19 protein-coding genes and 2 pseudogenes are annotated in these 23,837 nt (G+C 70.6%); 15 read left to right on the forward strand and 6 right to left on the reverse strand.

From position 1 onward, the window contains the following. Positions 1-49 precede the first annotated feature (49 nt). Both ACZ4VL_RS27180 and ACZ4VL_RS27185 read right to left on the reverse strand, forming a co-directional pair. Positions 50-210, reverse strand: a pseudogene (locus ACZ4VL_RS27180) (enoyl-CoA hydratase/isomerase family protein); the annotation flags it as partial. Between the two features lie 522 nt (positions 211-732). Continuing rightward, positions 733-1,485, reverse strand: coding sequence for a DUF4913 domain-containing protein (locus ACZ4VL_RS27185; RefSeq protein WP_468204839.1), 753 nt, complete (start codon positions 1,483-1,485; stop codon positions 733-735). Positions 1,486-2,657: 1,172 nt separating this feature from the next. Here ACZ4VL_RS27185 and ACZ4VL_RS27190 point away from each other — a divergent pair. The 8 genes from ACZ4VL_RS27190 to ACZ4VL_RS27225 all read left to right on the forward strand — a co-directional run bounded on the left by ACZ4VL_RS27190 (position 2,658) and on the right by ACZ4VL_RS27225 (position 12,585). Beyond that, the gene (locus ACZ4VL_RS27190; protein WP_468204841.1) at positions 2,658-2,813 is read left to right on the forward strand and encodes a hypothetical protein; all 156 of its coding nucleotides are present in this window, start codon (positions 2,658-2,660) and stop codon (positions 2,811-2,813) included. A 255-nt stretch (positions 2,814-3,068) separates the two neighbouring features. Continuing rightward, positions 3,069-3,206: a hypothetical protein gene (locus tag ACZ4VL_RS27195; RefSeq protein ID WP_468204843.1), complete on the forward strand. Its 138-nt coding sequence runs from the start codon at positions 3,069-3,071 to the stop codon at positions 3,204-3,206. A gap of 93 nt (positions 3,207-3,299) precedes the next feature. Continuing rightward, a complete protein-coding gene (locus tag ACZ4VL_RS27200) occupies positions 3,300-4,775 on the forward strand; it encodes an aKG-HExxH-type peptide beta-hydroxylase (protein ID WP_468204845.1) in 1,476 nt (491 codons plus the stop codon). Positions 4,776-4,881: 106 nt separating this feature from the next. Then, positions 4,882-5,079, forward strand: a complete 198-nt coding sequence (locus tag ACZ4VL_RS27205; RefSeq protein WP_468204847.1) for an FDLD family class I lanthipeptide — start codon at positions 4,882-4,884, stop codon at positions 5,077-5,079. Between the two features lie 190 nt (positions 5,080-5,269). Continuing rightward, positions 5,270-6,265 (forward strand): sulfotransferase domain-containing protein, encoded by a 996-nt coding sequence (locus ACZ4VL_RS27210; protein WP_468204848.1) that lies wholly within the window; start codon positions 5,270-5,272, stop codon positions 6,263-6,265. Then, positions 6,262-7,572, forward strand: a complete 1,311-nt coding sequence (locus ACZ4VL_RS27215; RefSeq protein ID WP_468204850.1) for a lanthionine synthetase C family protein — start codon at positions 6,262-6,264, stop codon at positions 7,570-7,572. The genes ACZ4VL_RS27210 and ACZ4VL_RS27215 overlap by 4 nt, the downstream gene beginning before the upstream one ends. Positions 7,573-7,597: 25 nt before the next feature. Then, positions 7,598-10,813 carry a lantibiotic dehydratase gene (locus tag ACZ4VL_RS27220; protein WP_468204852.1) on the forward strand — a complete coding sequence of 1,072 codons (3,216 nt, stop codon included), beginning with the start codon at positions 7,598-7,600 and terminating at the stop codon, positions 10,811-10,813. Beyond that, entirely contained in the window at positions 10,810-12,585 is a 1,776-nt protein-coding gene (locus tag ACZ4VL_RS27225; protein WP_468204854.1) for an ABC transporter ATP-binding protein, read from the forward strand. The genes ACZ4VL_RS27220 and ACZ4VL_RS27225 overlap by 4 nt, the downstream gene beginning before the upstream one ends. A 29-nt stretch (positions 12,586-12,614) precedes the next feature. Here the strand turns inward: ACZ4VL_RS27225 and ACZ4VL_RS27230 are convergent, their stop codons facing one another. After that, positions 12,615-13,295 carry a LuxR C-terminal-related transcriptional regulator gene (locus ACZ4VL_RS27230; RefSeq protein ID WP_468204856.1) on the reverse strand — a complete coding sequence of 227 codons (681 nt, stop codon included), beginning with the start codon at positions 13,293-13,295 and terminating at the stop codon, positions 12,615-12,617. 150 nt (positions 13,296-13,445) lie between these two features. Here ACZ4VL_RS27230 and ACZ4VL_RS27235 point away from each other — a divergent pair, with 150 nt between their 5' ends. The 4 genes and pseudogenes from ACZ4VL_RS27235 to ACZ4VL_RS27250 all read left to right on the forward strand — a co-directional run bounded on the left by ACZ4VL_RS27235 (position 13,446) and on the right by ACZ4VL_RS27250 (position 18,375). Beyond that, the gene (locus ACZ4VL_RS27235) at positions 13,446-16,766 is read left to right on the forward strand and encodes an AfsR/SARP family transcriptional regulator (protein WP_468204858.1); all 3,321 of its coding nucleotides are present in this window, start codon (positions 13,446-13,448) and stop codon (positions 16,764-16,766) included. Positions 16,767-17,180: 414 nt separating this feature from the next. After that, on the forward strand, positions 17,181-17,468 hold the full coding sequence (locus tag ACZ4VL_RS27240; RefSeq protein WP_468204860.1) for an immunity 49 family protein: 288 nt from the start codon (positions 17,181-17,183) through the stop codon (positions 17,466-17,468). A gap of 27 nt (positions 17,469-17,495) precedes the next feature. Further along, positions 17,496-17,672: pseudogene (locus tag ACZ4VL_RS27245) on the forward strand (helix-turn-helix domain-containing protein); the annotation flags it as partial. Between the two features lie 448 nt (positions 17,673-18,120). Beyond that, on the forward strand, positions 18,121-18,375 hold the full coding sequence (locus tag ACZ4VL_RS27250; protein ID WP_468204916.1) for a hypothetical protein: 255 nt from the start codon (positions 18,121-18,123) through the stop codon (positions 18,373-18,375). 57 nt (positions 18,376-18,432) lie between these two features. Here ACZ4VL_RS27250 and ACZ4VL_RS27255 read toward each other — a convergent pair whose 3' ends face one another. From ACZ4VL_RS27255 to ACZ4VL_RS27265, 3 genes are all read right to left on the reverse strand, one after another. Further along, positions 18,433-18,768, reverse strand: a complete 336-nt coding sequence (locus ACZ4VL_RS27255) for a hypothetical protein (protein ID WP_468204862.1) — start codon at positions 18,766-18,768, stop codon at positions 18,433-18,435. 17 nt (positions 18,769-18,785) lie between these two features. Next, a complete protein-coding gene (locus tag ACZ4VL_RS27260) occupies positions 18,786-18,959 on the reverse strand; it encodes a hypothetical protein (RefSeq protein WP_468204864.1) in 174 nt (57 codons plus the stop codon). An 83-nt stretch (positions 18,960-19,042) separates the two neighbouring features. Continuing rightward, on the reverse strand, positions 19,043-19,774 hold the full coding sequence (locus ACZ4VL_RS27265) for a hypothetical protein (RefSeq protein WP_468204866.1): 732 nt from the start codon (positions 19,772-19,774) through the stop codon (positions 19,043-19,045). Between the two features lie 414 nt (positions 19,775-20,188). On the opposite strand from ACZ4VL_RS27265, the gene ACZ4VL_RS27270 reads away from it, so the two are divergent. From ACZ4VL_RS27270 to ACZ4VL_RS27280, 3 genes are all read left to right on the forward strand, one after another. Next, the gene (locus ACZ4VL_RS27270) at positions 20,189-20,767 is read left to right on the forward strand and encodes a hypothetical protein (RefSeq protein ID WP_468204868.1); all 579 of its coding nucleotides are present in this window, start codon (positions 20,189-20,191) and stop codon (positions 20,765-20,767) included. 505 nt (positions 20,768-21,272) lie between these two features. Beyond that, on the forward strand, positions 21,273-22,166 hold the full coding sequence (locus ACZ4VL_RS27275) for a hypothetical protein (RefSeq protein ID WP_468204870.1): 894 nt from the start codon (positions 21,273-21,275) through the stop codon (positions 22,164-22,166). A 909-nt stretch (positions 22,167-23,075) separates the two neighbouring features. Beyond that, positions 23,076-23,825, forward strand: coding sequence for a hypothetical protein (locus tag ACZ4VL_RS27280; protein ID WP_468204872.1), 750 nt, complete (start codon positions 23,076-23,078; stop codon positions 23,823-23,825). Positions 23,826-23,837: the final 12 nt, after the last annotated feature.

Here is a 23,837-nt window from a genome sequence, read left to right on the forward strand (position 1 = left end):
GGTCCTTGTCGATGACATGGGCGCGGATGCCCTCGACCGTGCGCCGGCGCAGCCCGGCGAGCAGCTCAGGCAGCCGGGCCGCCGGTACGAAGTGGTCGGCGAGCCCGCACAGCAGCGCGTCCGCGGCGCCCACCGCGGCCCCGGTGAAGGCCATGTGGGTGCCGAGCTCGCCGGGGCCCGGCCGAGCAGCCGGGTGCCGCCGACGTCGGGTGGGCGCGGCGTACGCCTGGCTGTCGCGGCAATGGACGCCTGTACCCCCTTCTCGGTACGGCCCCAAAGCGCTCTTCCTCAGCTGCGATCCGGCAGGGGCCGCACCAGCCGAGCGTCGTCGATGAGGACGAAGACCCTCAGGCCGCTGCTGGGGCCCTCGCCGTGGACGTGGTCCTGCAGCTGCGCCCAAGCCGGTCCGACTGGGCCAGTTACCTCACACAGAGGATCGGCCATGCCCTCGAGGCGGCCGTCGCCAGGTTGGTCAGTCTTGCCGGATATCCCGTGCCGGCTGTGAGGTCCGGTTGGAGAGTCGGTTGACCGGCCCATCCAGAGGTGCGTCTCAGCGCCGTCGCCGATACATACCGGATCCCGTGCCGGCCGACGATCTGACGGAGCGGGCCATCTCGCGAGGAGGAGCCGTACCAGAACGGGGAAGGCTCCGATCGGCTGGTGCTGCCCGTGCCGTTCACCGCGGATGAGCTCCGGTCCGGGCACCATCCGCCGGCGGATCTCCGACTCAGGTCACAGGGCAGGGTTGTCGCAAGGGTCGTTCGGGAGCGGTTCGAACGGTGTCCGTGTGTGTCCCTCGGGCGAGCAGGCGGCGAAGGGGCCCTGCTTGGGGTCCATCAGAACGCGCAGGTGCGGATCGGCGTGCTGGATCCACCAGGTGGTCATGCCGAGGGTCGGTTCGAGGCGCAGCTGCTCCCACGCGAGCCAGAGTGCGGACAGCCGGGCCCCCGCCTCGGGGTGTTCCCACCAGCGCGGGCACCATGTGGCGGACGTACCGTCCAAGGGGCGGCGGATGGTGGGGGCGAGGAAGTCGGTGACGAAGGCGAAGACGTCGGTGAAGTACAACGGGACCTCGGTGCCCGGGGGGTGGTTCTCCACCGGGGGTACGGGGAATTGCGGGCGCGCCTCGCGCTGCGGCTTGGGCGGGGGGTACGCCTTCAGCAGCGCGTCCAGGGCGTTGTCGCGGTACCGGAGCTCCTGCAGTATCCAGCCCTGGAGCTGCTCCTGCAGTTCGGCGACCTCGGCGTAGGCGTCCGCCTCGAGGCAGTCGACGAGCCGCTTCCTCCAGTTGTCCAACTGCCGGGCGTGGTGGTCTTCCTCGTGCGAGGACCGGGCGCCGGCCAGGAAGAAGGTCATGGTCATGTGGTCGCGCTTCCATGCCGTGTCACCCGCTGCCTCGGCTGTGACCTGCGCTGCCACCCGCTGTGCGTGCTCGGCTGCCGAGCCGTCCATGCAGCCGGTGTGCTCGTTCGGTTCTTCGTTCATGTGGCGACGATAACCTATTATCGTCTCCTCGACGATAATAGGCTGCCTCGTTGCACGCGACGCCTTCAGAGCACTCAACTGACCACCCGCCAGCGCATGAGGCCGCAGGCCGGCTCCTTGCCCGATCCCATAGCGGCGGCCCGGACGCTCGCCGGACCATCCGGACCGGACCCCGACGCCGGGTCCATCGACGCCGCGCGCGGCGAGGAGGTCTTCCTCAGCCACCTGACGGCCGTCCGCGACGGGCGCAGGATCGAGGACGTCCTGGCCGAGCACGACGGCCACGAACTTGCGGTCGGCGTGGCGCACCGCTGCGGCACGGGTCGCGGCGAAGGCCGCGTGAGACGCGGAGCGGACGAGGAGCGGCGCCCCGGGCGAAGGCTCGGGGCGCCGCTTCTCGTCGTGCGCGGGCGGGACCGACGCGGCGTCCACCCTGACCGAAGCCGACATCGCCGCCGAGCGGAAGACGGTGCTCAAGACCTGGCAGCGGAACGAAGGCCTGCGGCTGCGCGAGCGCGTCCCACTTGTGCACGAGGGCGGACGCCTGCGCATCTACGACGAGGAACAGGTCCGTGCGTTCCTCGCCGGGTCGCCTTGGCCTCCTGCCTCCGGACATGACGTCCTGGAGACAGTCGGCGCGGACGAAGGCCTGTGGCTCCCGCCGGTGCCGCCGGGGGAGACGCATCCGGACGACCTCCTTACCGACCAGGAGGCAGCGGACGTGCTGGAGACGCGGGCCTCCACCGTCCGGGACTGTGCAGCGGACGGGTACCTGGCCGGCGTCCGTCGGCACGGCCGGACCTGGTATCGCCGAGCTGACCTCGAAGCCGGGCTCAGCGCGGGCGACCAGCGCCACCAGCCTCACCTCACCGGAGCCGGCCGTCCGCAGGGCGCGAAAGACCGGACGCCCCAGCGGCGACCGGATCCCCGGGTCGCCGAGATCGCCACCGGACTCGCCGCCGCGACCCAGGAGGCTCACGACAGGGGCCTGCCTCGCGGCGCTCACCCTGACCGCGGGCGGTCCCCCACAACAGAACGGCAGTGGCGGTGCCACGGCGTCGGCCACGCCGACTGCCGCATCGCAGGCTCCGGGCATCACACGAGGAGGCGTCGACACGGTCGGCGGACAGCCCGCCGTCACACTGACGTATCCGCACCAGGACGGCGCAGCCGTGACGGAGTGCGCGGCCGCCCAAGGCCGCCCGTACCTCCTGCGGTGGACCAGAACCGGCCCTGATCGAGCGGACGTCACGTACTACGACTTCGAGGCGACCAACCCGCTCCGGCCCCCCGCGCCCGGCGAGGTCGTGGCCATCGAGGGATTCTGAGGCGGCCGGCGACGACCGGCGCCCAGTCGGTCTGACGGGCCGGGGCCCGCCGGGCCCGGGTGGGAGCCGCGGTGGCGGCCACGGGGTACCCCGATGTCGCCCACGGCAGTGCGACGACGGTGGACGGATGCTTCGCGGATGCGGGTTGCGGGGGACCGGGACAAGTACGGGACAGGAGCCTCATGAAGGTCGGGACCGGACCCGAGCATCCTGGCGAAGTCCGCTCCATGGGGGAGCCGATGAGAGGAGAGGCTGATGCCGCAGATCGAGATCGAATTCCCGGCCGTCGCGCAGAGCTGGCTGGCTGCCGAGCGTGTCCCGAGGATCGGGCGTGACTCGGCCGAGGAGCGGGCATGGGTGCCCGCCTACTGGGCGACTCCCACCGCCGCCTGAGCGTAACGCCGGCCCGGGGGGTGCCAGTTCCGGGCGCCCCCCGGGCCTTTTTCGGTTTGTCTTCTTTCTATTCCGTACCGGACGGTGCCTTCAATGCCGCGCATAGCATCACGTGACTCCTCCAACGAAACAGTTGCCCGTGCGGACGGGCTGCTGGTAGCTGACGGCCTGTTCGGCGACTCCGAGGCCATCGCAGAACGAAACGTCGCCCGCTTCACCCTCGGCCTCCGGCTGCTGGAGCTGTCGGAAACCCGGCATCCGGGGGTGCTGCGGCGGCTCTCCCTGGCGAGCCGTGAGCAGCTGCTCCTGCTGCTCGGCGACCCCGTCCTGCGCAACGCCTTCGAGGACGACATGGCCAAGCTGGAGAACGGTCGTGCCGATGTCCTCGGACTGGCTGGGCTGGCGGCCCGCCTTCCGCTCGACCAGGACGGCTTGGGACCTTGCGAGCGGATGGCCACCCCGCACGTCCGGCCGTGGCCGGAGCACGGGCCCGCCTGGCTGTGGACCGAGATGAGTCCGGCCGACCGAGTGCCCGGTGAGCTGTCGACTCGGCTGCGTCAGCTGTACGACGGCAGCATCGAGGGCGGGCCGACCTCGGACCCGGTCTTCCCGACCCCGGCGATGTGCCGGCAGCTGACTCGGGGAGCCGACCTGCTGACGCGGTTGCTTCCGCAGGTCGGGCCCAGCGTGCTGCGGCACGTGTCCGTCGTGGGATTCACGCGAGGGGAGTCGGCCGACGGCCCGCTGCAGTCCCTCTCGGGCGGCGACCCCCTTCCGTCGGCCATCCTGATGGCGCCGGAACGCCTCAACGACCCGTGGACGGCTGCTGAGACCCTGCTGCACGAGGGCGTCCACCTCAAACTCTTCGACGCGCTGCGCTCAGGCGCGCTCCTTCGGGATGCCGACCTGTCCGTGCCGATCCCCTGGAGGCAGACGCCCTGGCGGGTCGTGCGGGTACTCGTGGCACTCCACTTCTACGTCCACATGCTCCTGTTCCAGGAAGCGGCCCGGCGCGCCGACGACACGCTCCGCGCCGAGTTCGGCGATCCGCCGTCGGGCGAGGTCGTCGACGAGGTCAGCCCCGGCACGGAGGCAGCCAGGAACGGCACCTACGGATCGAGCCTGGAACGCGCCCGCTACCTGGCCGGATACGTCCTCGGCCTGCCGCAGTGGCGCCTGACCTCCGACGGCCGGCGGTTCATGCAGTGGCTCCTGGAGGTGCTGGACCTGCTGCACGGGACCCCCGAGGCCACACCGCCCGCACACGCGGAGGGAACGGCCTCGGCGCAGCCTGCTGCCGTGGCGGACGGAAGGGCGGTGCGCCGCAGTGCGCGCGCGATGGCGAGGCCGCTGCCCGAGCGGGGCGAACTGCTCGTGGCGAACACGGACACCGCCGCGATGCACTGGCTCAACGCGCGGTCGTGGCTGATCTATTCGCTGTGCGACGGGCGAGACATCGGCTCGGTGCGGGGTGAATACGGGCGGCGCACGGGCTTGGATTCCGAGTCGGCGCACAGCCATGTCAACTCCTGTCTTTCCGAACTGACGGCCGCCGGACTCGTCGAGTGAGAAAACCCGGGACACGGTCGGGACATTCGCATCATGAATCCGGGACAGGTGGCGGCAGATGATTTCCCTCGTTCCGATCCACTCCAGTCATCTCAAGGGAGAAGACATGTCGGTTTCTCTGGAAGCGCCGGTCGTGCAGGAATTCGATCTCGACGAGTTCGATCTCGATGTGCGTATCGCGGTGAGCTCGGACGTCGCGTCCGTCGAGGGCGGGTTCAGCAACTGGTACTCCTGCAAGGGATCGTGCGGGTCGTACTGCTGCGGCAGCGGCGCCAGCAAGAGCTGCACCGTCTGCCCCAAGTGATCTCGATCTCGATGTGCGCGGCGGTGCGGGTTCCGATCGGCCGCGCACATCGAGGTCGGACTCGACGACCGGTACTTCAGTAAGAGACGGTGCGGCTCGCACTGCTGCGAGAACCTCGCCGGCAGGAGCCGTCCCGTCTGCTGAGACTGATCCAGGGCGGCCTGCCCATCTCGGCAGGCCGCCGTCTCATGTGAAAGGGCGGCCAGAATTGTCAAGCGAGCGGGTATTCGTCATATCTCCGCGGAAATCCGGGACCCACCTGGTGCAGGAATTGCTCGTGCACCTCGGCTATCGCGTCTATGGCGAATCGGTACCGCCGGCCGCGGGACGGCCGGCGTTCAGCATCCGTGAGCGGATCGAGATGGCGGAGAGGTTCCTCGACCCCGCCGAATTCGCCGCACTCGACCACGAGCGGGACCGGGACGCCTTCATCCGCACGACGGACAAGGTCTGGCTGCAGCTGGCCTGGGCCTGGCAGACGCGACTGGCGGTGGCGCCGTTGGCCCATGTCGAGGCGATCGCACCCGAGGCACGCTTCGGCCCCACGATGCGCGAGGAGATCTGGACCACCCCCTTCTCCTCCACGCCGGCCGGCGTGAGCTGGATCTTCCACTCGGTCGATGTCTGGCGGATGGACAACTCGTTCCTGGCCGAGTGGGTGAACACCGGATCGCCCAAGGTGATCCTGAACTACCGCGACCCGAGGGACGTCCTGGTCTCCCTCGTGGACTTCTTCTCCCGGGACAACGGCCTGAAGTTCCTGCGGTACCCGGAGTCGGCCGTCTTCGGGCCGGTCCTGGAGTCGATCGAGGACTACGGGAGGAAACTGGACTACGCGCTGTCCGACCCGCAGCTGCCGCTGCTGTCCGACTTCGAGTCCGCCATCAGCTTCCTGCACCACCCCAACGTCTGCCACGTCTCCTTCGAGGAGCTGGTCGGCCCGCAGGGCGGCGGCACCCGCGAAGGACAGCTGGCCGCGATCCGGCGGGTGACCGACTGGCTGGACCACGACGGCGATCCCGAGTCCATGGCCGACCGCCTCTTCAACCCGCGGTCCTTCACCCTCAACAAGGGCCGCACGGGGCGCTGGCAGGAAGTCTTCTCCCCGGCCCACGTCGAGCGGTTCGAGAACCGGTTCGGCCACCTCCTCGACAGCTTCGGCTACGCGCGCCGGGGCGGACTGTGATCACCGGCCCCCTCGCGGAGCGGGCACGGCGCACCGCAGCCCTGATCACCTCGCGCCTCACCGACCCCGGATACGTCCAAGACCGGGCAGCCGCATCGGTCGCCGACCCCAACAATCCGAGCCGGCGCCAGGCAAGCTCACTGCTGGCCGGCGACGCAGGGCTCGCACTGCTCCTGCGCCTTGCTTCGGACACGGACCCGGAACAGGGTGAGAAGCAGCGTCGGGCCGCACACGGGATGCTGATCCGAGCGGTGCAGAGCACCCACGCTCACCCGCTGTCCGGGCACGGCATCGTCGCCGGGTCGGCCGGCTTGGCCCTGGCACTGTCGGAGTTCGCTGCCGGCGACCGCCGCTACCAGCGCCCCCTCGACGCCCTGCACGCCCGCCTCGCCGACCAGCTGAAAGCGATCGGCACCCCTCACCAGGGCTCCCGAGCGAGCATCGTCGCGTACGACGTGCTCGAGGGAGCATCGGGCACCCTCGGCTACCTGCTGTCCGTGCCCCGGCCGGATGCAGAACTGCGCGCGGGCGTCCACGGGCTCATCGACGGGCTGGTCCGCCTCTGCACCCCCGCAGCCGCTGGGACGGAGCCCCGCTGGGTCATCCCGCCCGAGGACTACGTGCTGCCCACGGACCTGGAGGAATACCCGTACGGGTACGTCAACCTGGGCCTCGCCCACGGCATCCCCGGCCCGCTCGCCGCGCTCTCGCTGGCCTGGAAAGCCGGCTACCGACGTGCAGGCATGCACGAGGCGATGAGCAACGCGATCGCTCTGCTGTCGTCGGCCGCCATCGAGGACGAGTTCGGGGTCGACTGGCCGAGCGGGGTACCCATGGCCCCCGACGGCCGGCGTGCCCGGCCCCGGCACCCCACACGGACAGCCTGGTGCTACGGCGCCCCCGGCATCGCCGCCGCCCTGCTCACCGCAGCCGAAGCCCTGGAGAACGCCAAGCTGCGGGCCTACGCGGTCACCGCGTTCGAAGCGGCGCTGCGCCGCTCCGGGAACGACGCACCCGCCCTGCCGCCCACCCTCTGCCACGGCCTGGCAGGACTCCTCGCCATCTGCGAGGTCTTCGTCCGCACGACGGACAGCACCCAGGCCCGGATCTCGCTGCCCGCACTGACGGAGCAGCTGCTCGCGCACTGTTCCGCAGACCTGCCCTTCGGTGTGCAGAACCTCGAGCCGCCCGACCTGCGGATCGACAACCCGGACTTCCTGTGCGGAGCGGCCGGCGTCGCCGCATCCCTGTGGACCGTGTCCGCGCCCGTCTCACGGCGGTGGCAACGCTCCCTGCTCATCACCTGACCAGCCTGCGCAAGAAAGAAACGCCATGAGCCTGTACACCCCCGCCGGCTTCTTCCTGGTCCGCTCGCCGGCCTTGCCGCTCGACCCGTACGTCGAAGCACTGGACGCCCAGGGCCGGGGTGCACGCGAGCGCCTGTGGACGCTGGGAGCACACCCCCTGGTGCGCCGGGCCGTACGGGTGGCCAGCCACAGCCTCGCCGAGGAGCTGGACAGGAGCGAACGGGGAAGCGACCTCCGAAACGCCGACCGGATGCATTCCTCGCTGCTGCGCTACCTGTCGAGAATGAGCTCCCGGGCTACGCCGTACGGCCTGTTCGCGCACGTGGGGGCGGGGGAGTTCGGCGATACCAGCACCCTGGCGCGGGCAGGCGATCACCCGGCGGCCACCAGCACACGCGCGGACACGGGCTGGCTCATGGCACTCATCACGGCAATGGAGGGGGACCCGGTCCTGCGGGACGAGCTGACGGTCGGAGTCAACCCGCTGCTCCAGCGCACCGGCGGCCGCGTTGCGCTGCCCGTGGCCCAGACATCGGGCCCCGCGGGCCAACGGTCGAGCAGCAGCATCCGGGCCACCCGCGCCGTCGACGCCGTCCTGGCCCTGGCCGCCACCCGTCCGCGCTGGACGGAGCTGACCACCGCCCTGGCCGGCGCGTTCCCGACAGCGCCGGCGGACAGGATCGCGGCACTGCTGGACCGGCTGTGGGAACTGGGCATGCTGACGAGCGACCTCCGCCCCTCCCTGACCCACCCCTGTCCCGAACAGGCGGTCCTCGACCGCATCGAAGGCCTCGGCGCTGCCGGCCGCTACCGACGGGCCCTGCGCCGCACCCGCGCGCTCGCGGCAGCAGCGGACCAGGCCACGCCCGAAGAGGGCAGCCGCCTGCTGGCCCACCTCCACGAGCACCAGCGCGTGGTGGTACCGGACCACACCGAGAGCCCGTTCCACGTCGACGCACGGCTTGACCTGACGGGCACCACCCTCCACTCCCAGGTGGCCGCCGCCGCGGCCGACGCCGCCGAAGTGCTGCTCAGGCTGGGCCAGCACCCGCCCCGGCTGCACCATCTCATCACGTACCACGAGGAGTTCCTCGAACGCTATGGCATAGGCGCCGAGGTCCCCGTCCTGGAGCTGCTCCATCCCGAGACCGGCCTCGATGCGCCCGAGTCGTACAGGTTCCCGCCCCGTGAACTGCCCCTGACCCCCTCCCCGAGGAGGGACCGGCGGGAGCAGGAGACGGCGCTCGCCGCCCTAGCCGCTGCCGCGCTCGCCCAAGGGAAGCGCCACATGGAGATCACGGATGCCTTCCTCACGGCATGGCAGCCGCGCGACGAGGGCGGCTCAGGCCCCGACGCCCGCCCGTCGCTGGACATCATGGGCCAGATCGTCGCCGAGTCGCCGGAACACCTGGACAGCGGACAGTGGACGTTCGTGCTGAGCCCGGGCGCCATGCGTGACGGCGGATGCTACGGAGGCCGGTTCTTCGACCTGCTCGGTGAGAACGTCCAAAAGCAGCTCAAGGAATACGCCGCCGCGGAGGAAGCGCTCTGCACCGCCGAAGACGGGACCAGCGCCGTCTTCGCCGAGCTCAACTACGCCCAGCTGGACGGGCGGCGTGGAAACGTGGCCGTCCACCCGCCCGTCCGCCGCTACGAGATATGCGTCAACGCCGCACCCACCGGACAGGGCGTCGAACAGATCGACCTCTCCGACATCCTCGTCGGCGCCACCGGGGACCGCTTCTACCTCAGATCGGCCCGCCTCGGCCGGCAAGTGCGAGTGACACAGAGCCACCTCGCGAACTGGGGCAGCGCACCCAACGTGTGCCGGTTCCTGCTGGAGGCCTCCCAGGACGGATGGGCCCTGCTTGCGGACTTCAGCTGGGGGCCCCTGGACGGAGCACCCTTCCTCCCCGGCGTGACCAGGGGCCGGGTCGTCCTCAAACCCGCCCGCTGGCGCTTCGGCCCGGACGTTCCCGGCTTCCCCGAAGCCTGCGCCGAGTCCGCAGCCGACGACCACGACACCTTCCTCACAGCCTTCCGGGAATGGCGGCAGACCTGGCAGGTCCCCCGCTGGGCCCACCTGACCCTGTTCGACCACCGGATCCTCCTGGACCTGGACAACCCACTGTGCGTGGACGAGGTCCGGCGCGCACTGCGCACCGCCTACGGACCCGGCGGCCTCGGCGCCCTGGTGCTGGAGGAATGCGCGGCCCACCCCGCCCAGCCGTCCTGGCTCCGCGACGCACAGGGCCGTTCGTACGCGAACGAGATCGTCGTGCCGTTGCTGGCCAGGAAGACGGCAGTGGAGCAGCCGGTTCCGGCGGTCTCCCCGACAACGATCGCAGCCGGCCGCGCCATGGCCGCGGACCCCGCCCGTGCCAAGCGCCAGACCGCCGGCGGCGACTGGGTCCACGTCAAGCTGTATGCGGCCGCGGCCCGACACGAGGACATCCTTGCCGACAGCCTCCCTGCACTCGTCCGGAGCCTGCGCGAGGAGGGACTGATCGACCGGTGGTTCTTCATCCGCTACGGAGACCCGCACCCGCACCTGCGCGTGCGCATTCGGCGGGCAGCCGGGGCGGAGGCTGCGGCGCCGCTGGTCCGGCTCGTCGACTGGGCGAGGACTCTGGTGGACGCGGGCACGGCCGCGGACCTCTCCGTCGTCTCCTACGACCGAGAGACCGAACGGTACGGTGGCCCGCTCGCGATGGACGCCGTGGAGGCGGTCTTCGAAGCCGGCAGTGACATGGCGACCGCACTGCTGGACCTGCTCCGCAGCCGTCCGGAGACGGACGGCGACGTGGTCTCCGCCTACGCGCTCGACGCGCTCCACCGCCAGTGGGGCCACACCGCGGAAGACGGCCGCCTGCTCGCGGCCAAGGAGATCCCGCCGAACACCCGCGAGAAGTTCCGTACCGTCCGCCGCACACTGTGCGACCTCATCGCGCCCTGGGACGAACGCCCCGACCCGCTCGCACGCCAGTGGGCGGACGCGCTGGATGCGGCAGTCGCCGTGCAGGCGGACGCGGTGGCCCGCGCGGGGCGACTCGTCCGCAGCCTCGCCGACGCGGGCCGGCTGATCGGAACGGAGCAGGAGATCCTCGGGAGTCTCGCCCACATGCAGTCGATCCGGATACTGGGCCTCGACCGGGACCGCGAACGCCGCTGCGAGCACTTGAGGGCGCTTGCACTCCGCGCAGTCCAGGGGCGTCCCGTCCCGGGCGGTGGTCGGCGGTGAACCGGCTCTGGGTGCGGGCGCTGCGGCTGCTGTGGGAGATCAGCCCCCGCCACGTGCTGTCGGTGTCATTGATCTCCGTGCTCTCGGCGCTCGTTCCCGCCGTCCAGGTGTACTTCACCGCGCGGATGGTGCAGGCCGTGGTCGACGCTGCGGGCCGCGGAGCGAGCGGGCCCGCCGCCGCGCCGGCCCTCACCGCGGCCGCCTGCCTGGCCGGTGTGACCGTCGTGAGCCACTTCCTGGCGGTCCTCGAAGACCACCAGCAGGCCCTGCTGCGCAGCCGGCTGCCGGAGGCGGTCGGGCTGGCGGTCATGGAGAAATCGGCCCGGCTGTCCCTGAGCCAGTTCGAGGACCCGGACACGTACGACCGCCTGCAGCGTGCCACACGGGAGTCCGCATTCCGCCCCTTCCAGGTGCTCATGCAGCTCATCGCGGCGGGTTCCGCGGCACTCTCCTTCCTGTCGGTCGGAGCAGTACTGCTGGGCACGAGCGTGCCGGTGGCCCTGGCCGTCTGCCTCGCCCCGGTGCCCGCCGCGCTGGTGAACCTGTACTTCAGCCGGCGTTCCCATGCCGTGGAACACGCCAGGTCGGAAGGACGGCGAAGGCTCAGCTACCTGGAGCACCTGCTCACCAACGACCAGACCTACAAGGAGACCAGGCTGTTCGGCCTGGTGCCGCTGCTGCTCGGCCGGGCGAGGTCCCTGACGGAAGGGTTCTACGACAGCGACCGGCGTATCGAGAGCCGCCGCGCCGTGTTCAGTGGGCTGTTCGGCCTGCTCAGCGCAGGTACCACGGTGGTGGCGATCCTGCTGGCCGTCCGGTCGGCGCTCGGCAGCGGCCAGGTGGGAGCCCTCGCCGGATACATCGCAGGGGTCACGCTGATACAGGGGGCGGTGCGGAGCCTGTTCGGGAGCGGAGTGCAGCTGTATGAGAACTGCCTCTTCCTGGACCACCTGTTCGACTTCCTGGACATGGCGGAGGAACCCTCCGAGCCGCACGGACTGCCCGTGCCGGCCGTGCTGCGCCAGGGCATCGAGTTCCAGAACGTGTCCTTCCGATACCCGGGGGAGCAGCAGCCGGTCCTCGACGGCGTGTCCTTCACCGTGCCGGCGGGAGCGTGCGTCGCACTCGTCGGAAAGAACGGCGCGGGCAAGTCGACCCTGCTCAAGCTCCTCACCCGGTTCTACGAGCCGACCGCAGGGCGCATACTCCTCGACGGCCGGCCCCTGACGGACTACGCACGCGGCGACCTCAGGAACGCCATCGGGGTGATATTCCAGGACTACCAGCAGTACGAGGCGCCGGTCCGGGAGAACATCGGTTTCGGCAAGGTCTCGGCACTCGACGACGACCACCGACTGTGGGAGGCCGCTGCGACCGCCGGCGTCCGCGAGACCCTGACCGCTTTCCCGCGCGGACTCGACGCCCAGCTCGGCCGCTGGTTTCCCGGCGGTCACCAGCTCTCCGGCGGCCAGTGGCAGAAAGTGGCCCTGGCACGCGCGGTGGTGCGCAACGCTCCGATCATGATTCTCGACGAGCCCACCGCCGCCATCGACGCAGCCGCGGAAGCGGAAGTGTTCGACGTTCTGCGCAAGGTCCACACCCGAGCTGCCTCGCTTCTGGTGGCCCACCGCTTCTCCGCCGTCCGCGCCGCCGACCACATCGTCGTCCTCGACGGCGGCCGGGTTCTGGAGCAGGGCTCGCACGAGGAACTCATGCACGCCGACGGCCTGTACGCCGCCCTCTTCGACCTCCAGGCGGCCGGTTACCGCTGACCCGCCCAGCCCCCGAACGACGGGACGGATCACCGATCCGTCACGCCCATGCCCGCCTCCCGCCCGTACACCACAGCCTGCGCCCGGCCACTGACACCGATCTTCGAGAAGACAGCGGAAACGTGATTGCGCACCGTCTTCTCGGCCAGCGTCAGGGCACGGGCGATCCGGCGGTTGTCGTATCCCCGGGCCACGAGATCCAAGATCTCCCGCTCGCGCCGGGTCAGCATGGGCAGCAGATCCTGCTCCGGGCTTCGGCGGGGAGCCTGCAGCAGACCCGTGACGAGCCGGGCCGCGCAGTCACCGGCGACCATGAACCCGTTGCCCACCATGTGCACCGCGCCGATCATCTCCTTGGTCCCCGCCGACTTGGACACATACCCCCGGACCCCCGCCATGAGAGCGGACCGCAGCAGCCCCTCGTCGTCGCCGCGCCCGGTCATGCCCAGGATCCCGGTCGCGCCGGCCTCGCGGACCAGCGTCCGGCACAGCTCCAAGGAGGCCGAGCCGGGCAGGTCCATGTCCATCAGGACCACGTCGGGAGCCGAGCTCAGGACCAGGGGCACCACATGGCCGCCCTCCCCGACGTCTGCGACGACATCGATGCCCCCAGCGCCGTCGAGTGTGGACCGAATGCCCGCCCGCAACAGTGGATGCCGCTCCACCAGCGCGACTCGAAGCGCCATCCGATCAGAGGGAGACGTGGTCATGGATGCAACTCCGTTGTAGTACGGGCACTGTGGCGCCAGCATGCGAAGAGGGCACTAGCGGATCACTAGCGCCGCACGAGCGAGGTACGTGCAGGTCAGTCCCGTACGCTTCCCCCTGCGCCCGGTCGGGCGCAGGGGGAGGGGTGCACGTTGTTCCACTATCGGATCCTGGGGCCGCTGGACGTCCGGCGTGCAGGTGAACCCATAGCGATCACCGCTCCGAGAGAACGGGATCTGCTGTGCCTGCTCCTCCTGAACGCCGACCGCCCGGTGCCGACCGAAGAGCTCATCGACGGAATCTGGGGCGCCGCGCCTCCCGCGACTGCCCGCACCACCCTGCAGAACTACGTCAAACGGCTGCGCCAAGCCCTGCACGGCAGCCGCTCCGGCCAGGAGGTACTGGCGACCGGGCCCGGCGGGTACCTGCTCCGGCTGGACCCCGGCGTGCTCGACCTGCGGGAATTCGAAAGGATGACCCGCGCAGCCGCGGAGGCCTCGGAACGCGGAGACGACGCAACGGCGTCGGCCCGGTTCCGGGCGGCGCTGGCCCTGTGGCAGGGGGAAGCCCTGGCAGGCAGCCGTGCGGACCGCCTGACCCGGATCGAGGCGCCACGGCTGAACGAAGCCCGGATGGTCGCCTTCGAGAACCGGGTCCAAGCGGACCTGCGACTGGGCCGCCATGCGGAAGTGATCACGGACGTCCGCTCCGCGATCGTCGACCATCCGCTGCGCGAGCGGCTGCACGGCCAGCTGATGCTCGCCCTGTACCGCTCAGGGCGCAGGGGTGACGCCTTGACCGCCTACCGGCAGGCGCGCACCCAGCTGGTCCACGACCTGGGACTGGAACCGGGCCCCGAGCTGGTTGCGCTGCACCGGCGGATCCTGGCCGGCGACCCGGCCCTCCTCGAACCCCGCGCCCCGGAGACCGAGGCGAAGGGGCAGGCGCCAAGGGGCCCCGCCGGCGCGGCGTCGGGCCAGGCGCCGCCCGCACAACTGCCGTCATCCACGGCGGCGTTCGCCGGGCGGAGGGAAGCGCTGCAGCGGCTCGACGGGATGCTGCCCGCCGGCCCCCTGGCCTCGGGGGGAGTCAGGATCGGGCTGATCACAGGGCAGGGCGGGGCGGGGAAGACGGCGCTCGCCGTCCACTGGGGACACCGCCGTCGCGACGCGTTCCCCGACGGCCAGCTCTACGTGGACCTCCGCGGCTACGACGTGAGTCGGCCACTGCGCCCCGTCGACGCCCTCGGCGGCTTCCTCCAAGCCCTCGGCGTACCGGCACAGCACATCCCCGTGGAGGCGGACCGGGCCGCTGCCCTCTACCGCTCCCTGTGCGCGGGAAAGCGGATGCTCGTGGTCTTGGACAACGCGCGCTGCGCCAGCCAGGTCCGCCCGCTCTTCCCCGGCGGCTCGGAGTGCCTGGTGCTCGTCACCAGCCGCGATTCGCTGGCCGGCCTCGTCGCGCGGGAAGGCGCGAGTCCGCTGCCGCTACGGGTGCTGGAGCCCGCAGAGGCCGAGGAGGTGCTGCTCAACATCATCGGCGAGCAGCGGGTCGCTGCCGAGCCCGAGGCCGCTGCCGTCCTCACTGCCGCATGCGCCTACCTGCCCCTCGCTGTCGCCATCGCGGGGGCCGACCTGGCCGTCCACCCTGACCGTTCCCTCGCCGACCAGGCGGCCCGCCTGACCCGGGACCGACTGGGGGCGCTCGAGGTACCGGACGACGAGGACACCGCTGTGCGTGCCGCGCTGGGCATGTCCTTCGCCGCCCTCTCGCCGGCCGCCGCCCGTATGTTCTGCCTCTTCGGGCTGGCCCCCGGTGGCGATCTGCCGCTGCGGGCCGCAGCGGCGCTGGCCGACGTGGAACCCTCGTCCGCCGCCGAGCTGCTGGGAGAACTGGTAAGGACCCACCTGCTGGAAGAACACGCACCCGGCCGGTTCACCTTTCACGACCTGCTGCGCGCCTACGCCGCCGAGCGGGTCCGGGAACAGGAAGGGCGGCAGGGGGAGGCGGCCGCCCTGGAGCGGCTGTACTCCTGGTACCTCGGGAGCACCGACAACGCGGTCCAACTGCTGCAGCCCGAGACCCTGCGCCTGCCGGTGGAGACGGCCGGCGCAGGTCTCCTCTTCGCCGACGCCGGTGAAGCCCTCGAGTGGATGGATGCGGAACGGCCGAACGCGGTGGCTCTGGTGCAGCGGGCAGCGGAGCACGGTCCGCGCAGGTTCGCATGGACCCTCGCCGATGCCCTGCGCCCCTACATGATGCGGCGGGCCTATGCGGTCGACTGGCTCGCGGTCGGCACTGCGGGCCTCGCCGCGGCGGAGGCGGACGGGAACCTGGCGGGCCAGGCGGCTGCACACCGGAGCTTGTCGAGCGCATACCTCAACCACAGCGCCTACGACATGTCCATGGCCCACGACCACCAGGCCCTCGACCTCTATCGCAGGACCGGATCACTGCAGGGGCAGAGCTCCGCCCACAACAGTCTGTGCCTCGCCACCTGGTACGTGGGCGATCTGGGCGCTGCCCTGGCCCACGGCGAGCGATGCATAGAGCTCGGGCGAGGCGCGGGCTTCCGCGCGGGTGAGGCGATCGCGACCGGAAACGTCGGGGCGATCCTCCACGAAATGGGCCGACTGGCAGAGGCCGAGCAGCGACTGACCCGCGCGCTGAACCTCTACGGGGAACTCGGGTTCCCGACGGCCGTAGCGATCGCCGGACGCAACCTCGGAGCCGTCCTCCACGAGAGCGGTCAGGGGCAGCGCGCTCGGGAGGCCCTCGAACGAGCTGCCACGATGCAGCGAAAGCTGGGCAACGATGTCGATCTTGCCTACACCCTCTTCTGGCTCGCCCTGACCATGATCCAGTCAGGCGACCGATCGGGGGCCCTGGACCACATCGACCAAGGGTTCGAGATCGCGACCGGAGAAGCACGCGCAGAGTCGTACCTGCACGTCGGGCGAGCGATGCTCTCGCAGAGCATCGGCAACCACAGCGTCGCCCTGAACCACTACGAAACGGCACGCGACCTGGCCCGCCGCTGCAACGCCCGCACCCCCGAACTCAGGGCCCTGCTGGGCCTGGCCGACAGCAATCTGAAGCTGGGGCGCCACACGGAGGCGGCCGAACTCGCCGAGGCGGCACGGGAGCCGGCGAACCGTAGCGGATACGGGCTCTTCGAGACCAGGGCGCTGATCCTGCTGGCTGAGGCATGCCTGAACCAGGGTGAGTTCGAAGGCGCCACCCAACGGGCCGAGCAGGCAGTCGCAATGCTCACCGAGCCCGGCCACCGGGCCCACCGAGCCGATGCCCTTGTCCTCCTCGGGCGCGCCCGGCTGGGGGCGGGCGACGAGAAGGAGGCCCTCCGATCCTGGACGGATGCCCTGACCCTGTACGACGCCCTCGGCGACGGGCGGGCCGCCGGAGGAGTCCGGTCCCTGATGGGCCGTAGGCAGACCGGTGTGGCATACCCGTAGACGGGGCCGGGGCAGAGCCCGGGCACAGGTGCGGGGAAGGAGTGCGTCTGCGGCCACCCCATGGCCCTGCCGTCACCCCGGGCCGCACCCCGGCCCGCGGACCCTCCGCCGGCCCCCCTGCCCCGCTGTGGGCTTGTTCCGCTTTGACGGACACCCCTGGTGCGGTGGCCGGTCCGCGAGAGCGGCCTCGTACGCACGTGGCGAAGGCCGAGAGCGGTCGCGTCGCCCCCGCATACGGCCGGCTGTTCGACGCCGGCCTGGCCGACGCGGGAAGGCGTTGCGGTGAACGAGACGAAGAACCTGACGCTGGCGGGCAGGCCGGCGTAGCCGGCGAGCAGCTCGCGGGCGCCGGGGGTGTCCAGGACGACGTCCTGGATGCGTGGGTTGAGGCCGTCGAGGTCGAGGATGTCGCGAGTGGCGGCGGGGTCGCGGAGCCGATCGCGGACGTCTTCGATCCGGTCGGCGGCGGGCGGGAGGGGGAGCGACCAGTTCAACCGCTCCCTCGTCAACGCCCTCGCGCTGCACAAGCAGTTCTGGATCGCCGACGCAGGCCTCGCCCGCGACGCCTGCGGACTCGTCGCGGTTGGCCCGCTCGCGATGGCCTGCCTCGCCTATGACGCAGGCTTCCCGATCGACGTGAAGTCCGAGTACCTGCCCAAGCAACTGCTCAAGCGCACGTGGGTGGGCGAGTTCACCACCTGATGAGTAGTGATGAGGATCGCACATGACCGTGAGCGCGGACCGCTGGTCCACGGCTGGGCGGTCCAGCGGTGGACGCTGGCGCGGGTCAAGGCGTTGATCGGCCGGCTGATCAACGTGAGCTACTCGGTGGAGGGCACTTGGCAGCTGCTGAAGCGGCACGGCTGGTCCTGGCAGCAGTCGGCCCGCTGGGCGATCGAGCGCGATGCCAGGAGCCGGCCATGCCAAGCCGAGGCCTCTTCCGCCGCCGCAGCTGACCGCGACGCACGCCGGGCAAGTCGAAGGGGAGCCTGGGCAAGCCACCACGAGCACCGGCTTGCCCACCCCGCCGGAGTGGGCCGGGCGGCGTCATCGGTCACGGTCGGCTCCGGCTTCCCGGCGAGGCCGCGGCTGGACGATGACCGATTGCCGGCCCGGCGCGGGTTGACGAACCGGTCACGGCGCCGACGCTCTGTTTGGCCGATCGCGGGGGACGGTTCGGTCACGCTCGGTCCGCTGAGGGGTCACGGGCAGGCTCGGCAAGCCCTCGGCATGGAGGGCTTGCCCAGCGTCCGGGGCCGCAGGACGGGACGCCTTGCAAGGCCGTGGCCTCACCGTCCGGGACGCGGCGGCCCGGAGCCGGCCGACGCCCCCTCGTCGGCCGTAGACCGGATCCATGGCACAAAACAAGAAGACGGCGGACCTGATGGCCACCGCCCGCAGCGAGACCATACGGGCCCTCGACCGCGCCGACCTTGTCGTCCTCAATACCGACCTGCGGTCGCTGGCCATGATGCCCCGGTCCCCGACAGCCTGGCCGACCGAGCGCGCCCGGCGCGACCGAAGGCACACGGGCCTGGACAACCTCGCCTGCTTCGCCCGTGCCACCCTGGGAGCCACCCCCTTCGACCCCGGCACTGCGCGTTTGTAATGGACGGTCTCCCCAGACTCGACTGCGGCCTTCAGGCGAGCCCGTGTGCAGCGGCTGTTACTCGCCCTCCGTGATGTGCTGGGCGAATGCATCCATGTACACGCGGTGTTCCACGTGGATCATGGATTCCGGGATTTCTCCCAGCGGTGATAGATCGACACCCTCGAGCTTCCCGCATCCGTCGAGATCGCTCAGCGCGTGCAGTAGCGCCTCCAGCGCCACCCTGGACTCTTCGCGCGGGGCCAGCATGGCGATCAGGTCCCCTACCACTCTGGCCTGCGTGCCGGAGAGCAGGTTCACGAAGTCCTGAACGCGATTACTCGCTTCCGTGCGCATCGCTTCGTCGAGACTCAGAAGGTCCCGAAGGAAGTCGACGTAGTACTCACTTTCCATATGCCCTGCTTTCCAGATCAGTGCGGATGCGGGACTTCCTTCTCGATGCAGAGCCGCAGGACGCCCGCCAACTGGTGGGCGTCTTCGATGTGCTGGAGGAGCTGGTCGCGGCCCTCCTGCGCCCACTGGTCGGTGATCGCTTCCAGCCGGACCAGAATCAACGCACACTCGGCAGGCGAAAGTGCTCGCATGTAGTCCTCGTGGCTCGGCCCTCGGCCGCAGGTCTGGCCGGCACGCTCGTGTCCATGGTGTTGTCCGCCATTCGGTCCAGGAATCAGGACTTGTGTCGGGGCCCGCGGACGGTCATTTCGGCTGTTGAGAGCCGGGCTCGTCGCTGGGCGGCGGCGGCCTGGGCCCGGCGGCTGCTGTGTACGGACACGCCGTGGTCGGCCGGGTCACTGGCCAGCAGGAGCGCGGTGAGGCGTTGGATCTTGTGGTCCAGGGCAACGGCGACGCGCTGGCGTTGGCGGTTGCGGATCGCGGCGACGGTGTGAGTGGTGGTCTGCAGCTGGGCGGCCAGGAAGCTCGTCGGCCAGCCGCGCTCGGCCAGGTCCTGCAGCAAGGCTGCGGCTCGGTCCGACGTAACCAGTCCCGGGAGCAGCTGACCGCGTCGGAGGGCGGTGTTCAGCGGGATGCCGAGGATGGCGTCTGCGGTGGTGCGGTGAATGTTGGCAGGTTGTAGTACGTCGGGGCGCAGCAGGCGCCGCACGAGGGTGACGGCGATGCCTGAGATTTCGGCGATGTCTCCTGCAGACAGGCCGGTCTCTTGTAGCTGTCGGGCCCGGGCGGTGGCAGCATCGGAGGGGATGCGGGCGGGGCGGCCGGCCTTGAGCTCGTGGGTGCGCCGGGCGCGTGCCCGGCGGGCCGCGGCCTTGCACTGCGGACGCGTGCAGCCGTAGTCGGCGCAGCTGGGGCTGCCGTGCCTGACCCGCGACCGGAGCGGCTGCTTACGGTCCCCGCCTAGGGCGAGGACCGGCACGGAAGTTGGCAGTGTTGGTGAGTTCATTGCGGGTTGATTCTGCCCGCTCGATATGACATGTCCGCCGAAGACGTGCGTCCCGCTGCCGGGGGCGGGGTGTGTCAGGCCAGCCGGTGCAGCGTCGGTGCGGCTGAGCACTGGCCATCCGATACAGGAAGTGATCACCCGGCTGCTGGGATCCGCAGGCTGAGCAGATACGGGTGGGCCGGCCAGAAATGCCGGTGCTGCGTCCGGACCAGCCTCGGACCGCACACGGAGGTGCCCGTGTTCTCCTGAGCAGAGCCGCTCTCTGCCGGCAGGGCAGCCATGTTGCGGTTGCACCCAGTGCGCTAACACGCGGGCCTTGTTCGCGGCGGAGAGGCTGGGAGGTAGACGAACCGGTACACACTAGAGCGGTGAGTAGTGCGGATCCGGAGCACCACCGTCACGGGTGCGGCCGCGTTGGGTATCGCCCTGTACAACTTGATCGCATTGCAGGCCGAGCCGCAGACGGAGGTGACGCTGCCGCATGTTGTGCGGATCGCCCAGGGGAGCGAAGTGTGGCTATATCTGCAGCCCACCATGGCAACGCGCCACCGCACGGAGACCGTGGACGTCATCGACAGTGCCCGTCTGCAGCTACGCCGCACCGAAGCAGCCCACTCCGAACCGGTACCGGCTTTCTACTGGGACGAGGTCGGCTCGTTCAGCTACAACTACGACGCCAACGACCTCACCTACCAGCGCATGGCCGATCCCACCCCCCTGCTTGGCACCCAGGACAAACCCCAGCAGCCTCTGATGCTGTTCGTCGCCGAGCGCTGGACATTTCGGCCAGGCACGTACGAGGGAGACCTCACCCTGCAGCGATCCGGGGGGCGAGGCGCCACCAGCCGCAACCTGTGCATCCGCATCACCGCCGACGTGGTGGACGAGTTCCAAAAGGGTGGGCAAAGAAGGTACTTCGAGTTCCGCAACGACCGGCCCCGGACGTCTGGCCAAGCGCTCGCCTCCTCCTGCTACGAGCGCCCAGCCCAGTGACGCGCCAACGCCTGGCGGTCAAAGCGGGGCCCGCTCAGCACCTCGGTGCTCATGCGATGAGTAGAACCGTCCGGCCCGACAGGAACAGGCGGCCGTCGCGCCGCGGTAGCGCCCGGCGTGTATTCGGGGCGAGTCCGGGGAGCGAGCTGTAGGGGCGGTCCTCGGGCCGGAGCTAGTCCGTTATCGATCAAGTCGACGCCGTTCATCAGCGGGGGCTGCGTGCGCTGACTGGCAACGGTCACCGAACAGTTGGGAGCGCTACGACATCGGCCCCCTTCGTCATCACCTTTCGGACGCCTTCGGTCGTATGAGGAGCCGGGGCTGGTCGATGAACCCGGCCTTCTCGTGGGGCCGGCGGCCAGTAAAAGGCCGAAAACCGGCGAGTCCTACGAGGTGCTTGTGGGGAGATAGCAGCGGTCGGACACGGAGAGTAGGCAGGAGGTTACGTGAAGTGGAAACAGGCATTCGATGAAGCGATGGGGAGCTGAAAGACCTCCGTGGGCCGGTGACACAGCTCGGCGATCCGACGGTCGGTCTGGCAGCGCTGCGCGGGGACATCCTTCAGGGCCGTCTGAAGATCCAGGAAGCAGTCCAGACTGGTGTCACCGGCTTGCGCGAGGAGAACAGGGAAGTGCGCCGGCGTCAGGACCGGATGATCGGCGACCTGAACGAGACCCGCGGCGAACTGCGCCAACTGCTCGACCTCGCAGAGACCCTGCGCGCCCTCCTCCAGACCGGGCTGGACGGACCTGAGCACACCGAGTCGGAGTCGGGGCAGCGGCCATACGAGCAGCCGGACCGTGCCACTCGCCAAGGAGCGGACGGACAAAGCCCCGGTGCTGGCGGACACGAAGTCGTCGCCGTGCCAGCAAAGACTGCACTGCAACACGCGTGGAAGGCGCTGGCGGGGGCCTTGATTGTGACGGCCTTCCCGGTGATGGCAACGGCTCGGCTGGTGCCGTCCGAGGGGCAGTTCTTCCTCGAGGCTCTCGCCGGGCTGCTGGTTCTGTGCTCCGCCGGCTCCATGGGGGCCGGATGGGAGGCGGCACGCCGGAGTGCTGCCCAGACGCGGGCGGTACGGAGCGGGCTCGGGCTGCCCGTCGAGCGAAAGCTGTGGAGCCCATGGGCCCTGGTGGGCTTGTGGAGCGCCGTCGGGATCCCCTTCACTGGCGTCGAAGTGGTCATCATCGGCCGGTACGTCGAGACACACTCCGCCCCTGCTGCCGACGGCACCTGGGCCGAGGCGAGCACGATCGCCTGGCTTACGGTCCTGACCATCGCCGCCTTCGTCGTCACCGGCTTGCTACACGGCCTCGTCCAGCACCGGCGCCGCACCCGGGAACGGCGGCGCGTACGTAACGCCGAGCAGCAGTACCTCATCACCAATCCCGCGGACTGATAGCTCCCGCCCCCTACTGTGTGGGCGAGTTCACCTGCCTTCGCCCCTGCGCCGCATACGGTGGCCTCGCCGCCCGCCCGCACGCCGCCCGGCACAGCGGAATCAGCGGCGCACAGAAAAAGACATGGGATGGAGGAAGGCGGGGATGACGCACGCCGTGGTGAGTGAGCTGGACGAACGGGTGCCGGGGCACCGTTGGACGGTGCGTCTGGACGCCGCCGGCCGGGGCAGCACGGCGGTACGCATCTCGTGCAGCCGGCCCGCATGTGCCGAGCAGCGTCTGCCGTCCGCGGCCGCTGGCCGCGCGGCCGCCGTCGCCCACATCAAGGCCCATCTGCGCGTCGCCCCCACCCCGCGGGCCAAGGCGTACTGCGCCTGCCGGGCCGAGGGCTGCCGCGCCCATCTGCCCGACACTGGCCGGACGCGTACCGAACCCTGGCGGTGCGGCGGCCCCGTCGTCCTGGCCGTGGTCACCGACCGGGAAAGCCGATGGTGGCAGGTCATGGAGTGCTGCTCCCGATGCGCGGCTGCCACCCCCGGAGCGAAGACCGCGGCCACCCCCCAGGAACCCACCACCCCGGACCAGCCGGCTCCGACCACGGCAACGGCCCCGGCAGGGGGCGTGGGTACGGGTGTGCCGCAGTTCTCCGGCCGCCAGGCCGCCGCCGGACCGGTTCCGGCTGCCCGCACCACCCCGGCGCGGCGCCGCCCGCCACAGGCGAAGATCGCCCAGCGGGTCGTCCCCCACGACCTGCGGCCCGTCGTCCTGCGGGATGAACTCATCGAACTCGGCAACCTCTTCCGCGCCTATCAGCAGCGTGACGAGCCCGACCTGGCGTTGCTCGCCGACCTCCAGGAACGGAAGGCCGCGCCTTCACCTCCTGGGCCGACGTCACCTGCGAGGGGGCCTTGCGGTGGGAGGCCCGGCGCGCCGAGCAGGCCGCCGCCACCGCCCGCCTCCAGTACCAGCAGCGCACCGGCGGCATCACCGGAGGCGACGGGCCGGCCGTGGCCCGGCTGCTGACCGCCCCGGCGCAGTGGGAGCACACGCGCTCTGTCCTCGCGTACGTGGCCGACCACACCCCGCTGCCGGGACCGGAAGCGCGGCTGCTGGTGCTGATGCTGACCCTGCGCACCGCGCACACCGGCACCGGCAACGTCGTCGGCCAGGACCTCACCGTGCTGGGCCTGACCGACCCGGAGGACCTGGTCGAGACGCTGACCGGCTGCGGCTGGCTGGAGCTTCCGGGCACCGCCGGCGACCTGCTCGCCTCCCGGCCGGAGAACCCCACCTCGATCACCGTCCCCTCCCTGGCACCCCGCGAGGACGGGGCGAGCCCGTTCACGTTCGGCAAGAACATGCGGCCCAAGCTCTCCGGCTGGGCCCAGAAGGTCATCTCGGACAAGAAACTCCGCAAGGCCAAAGCCACCGCCGGCACCCGGCTACTCGCCCTGACACTGGCCACCCAGACCAGCGCATCAGGCCCTGAACGCCCTCGCCGCCAGGGTCCCGGTCGCTTCCGGCGAACTGAAGCACCTGGTCGACCAACTGACCACAGCGGACTGGCTCACCGACGCCGCCCGCACCGACACCCACCTCACCGGGCATCTGACCGAACGCGTCCTCCCGCTCAGCTGCCCCCTGACCTAGTGCTGTGACCGCATAGGTTC

This window comes from Streptomyces sp. NPDC029014, from assembly GCF_055564695.1.

What these genes read in the sequence shown, in the direction of transcription:
- ACZ4VL_RS27185 (WP_468204839.1), bottom strand. Translation starts at nt 1,485, where the DNA reads ATGAACGAAGAACCGAACGAGCACACCGGCTGCATGGACGGCTCGGCA.
- ACZ4VL_RS27195 (WP_468204843.1), top strand. Translation starts at nt 3,069, where the DNA reads ATGCCGCAGATCGAGATCGAATTCCCGGCCGTCGCGCAGAGCTGGCTG.
- ACZ4VL_RS27200 (WP_468204845.1), top strand. Translation starts at nt 3,300, where the DNA reads ATGCCGCGCATAGCATCACGTGACTCCTCCAACGAAACAGTTGCCCGT.
- ACZ4VL_RS27205 (WP_468204847.1), top strand. Translation starts at nt 4,882, where the DNA reads ATGTCGGTTTCTCTGGAAGCGCCGGTCGTGCAGGAATTCGATCTCGAC.
- ACZ4VL_RS27220 (WP_468204852.1), top strand. Translation starts at nt 7,598, where the DNA reads ATGAGCCTGTACACCCCCGCCGGCTTCTTCCTGGTCCGCTCGCCGGCC.
- ACZ4VL_RS27230 (WP_468204856.1), bottom strand. Translation starts at nt 13,295, where the DNA reads ATGACCACGTCTCCCTCTGATCGGATGGCGCTTCGAGTCGCGCTGGTG.
- ACZ4VL_RS27250 (WP_468204916.1), top strand. Translation starts at nt 18,121, where the DNA reads ATGGCACAAAACAAGAAGACGGCGGACCTGATGGCCACCGCCCGCAGC.
- ACZ4VL_RS27255 (WP_468204862.1), bottom strand. Translation starts at nt 18,768, where the DNA reads ATGGAAAGTGAGTACTACGTCGACTTCCTTCGGGACCTTCTGAGTCTC.
- ACZ4VL_RS27260 (WP_468204864.1), bottom strand. Translation starts at nt 18,959, where the DNA reads ATGCGAGCACTTTCGCCTGCCGAGTGTGCGTTGATTCTGGTCCGGCTG.
- ACZ4VL_RS27265 (WP_468204866.1), bottom strand. Translation starts at nt 19,774, where the DNA reads ATGAACTCACCAACACTGCCAACTTCCGTGCCGGTCCTCGCCCTAGGC.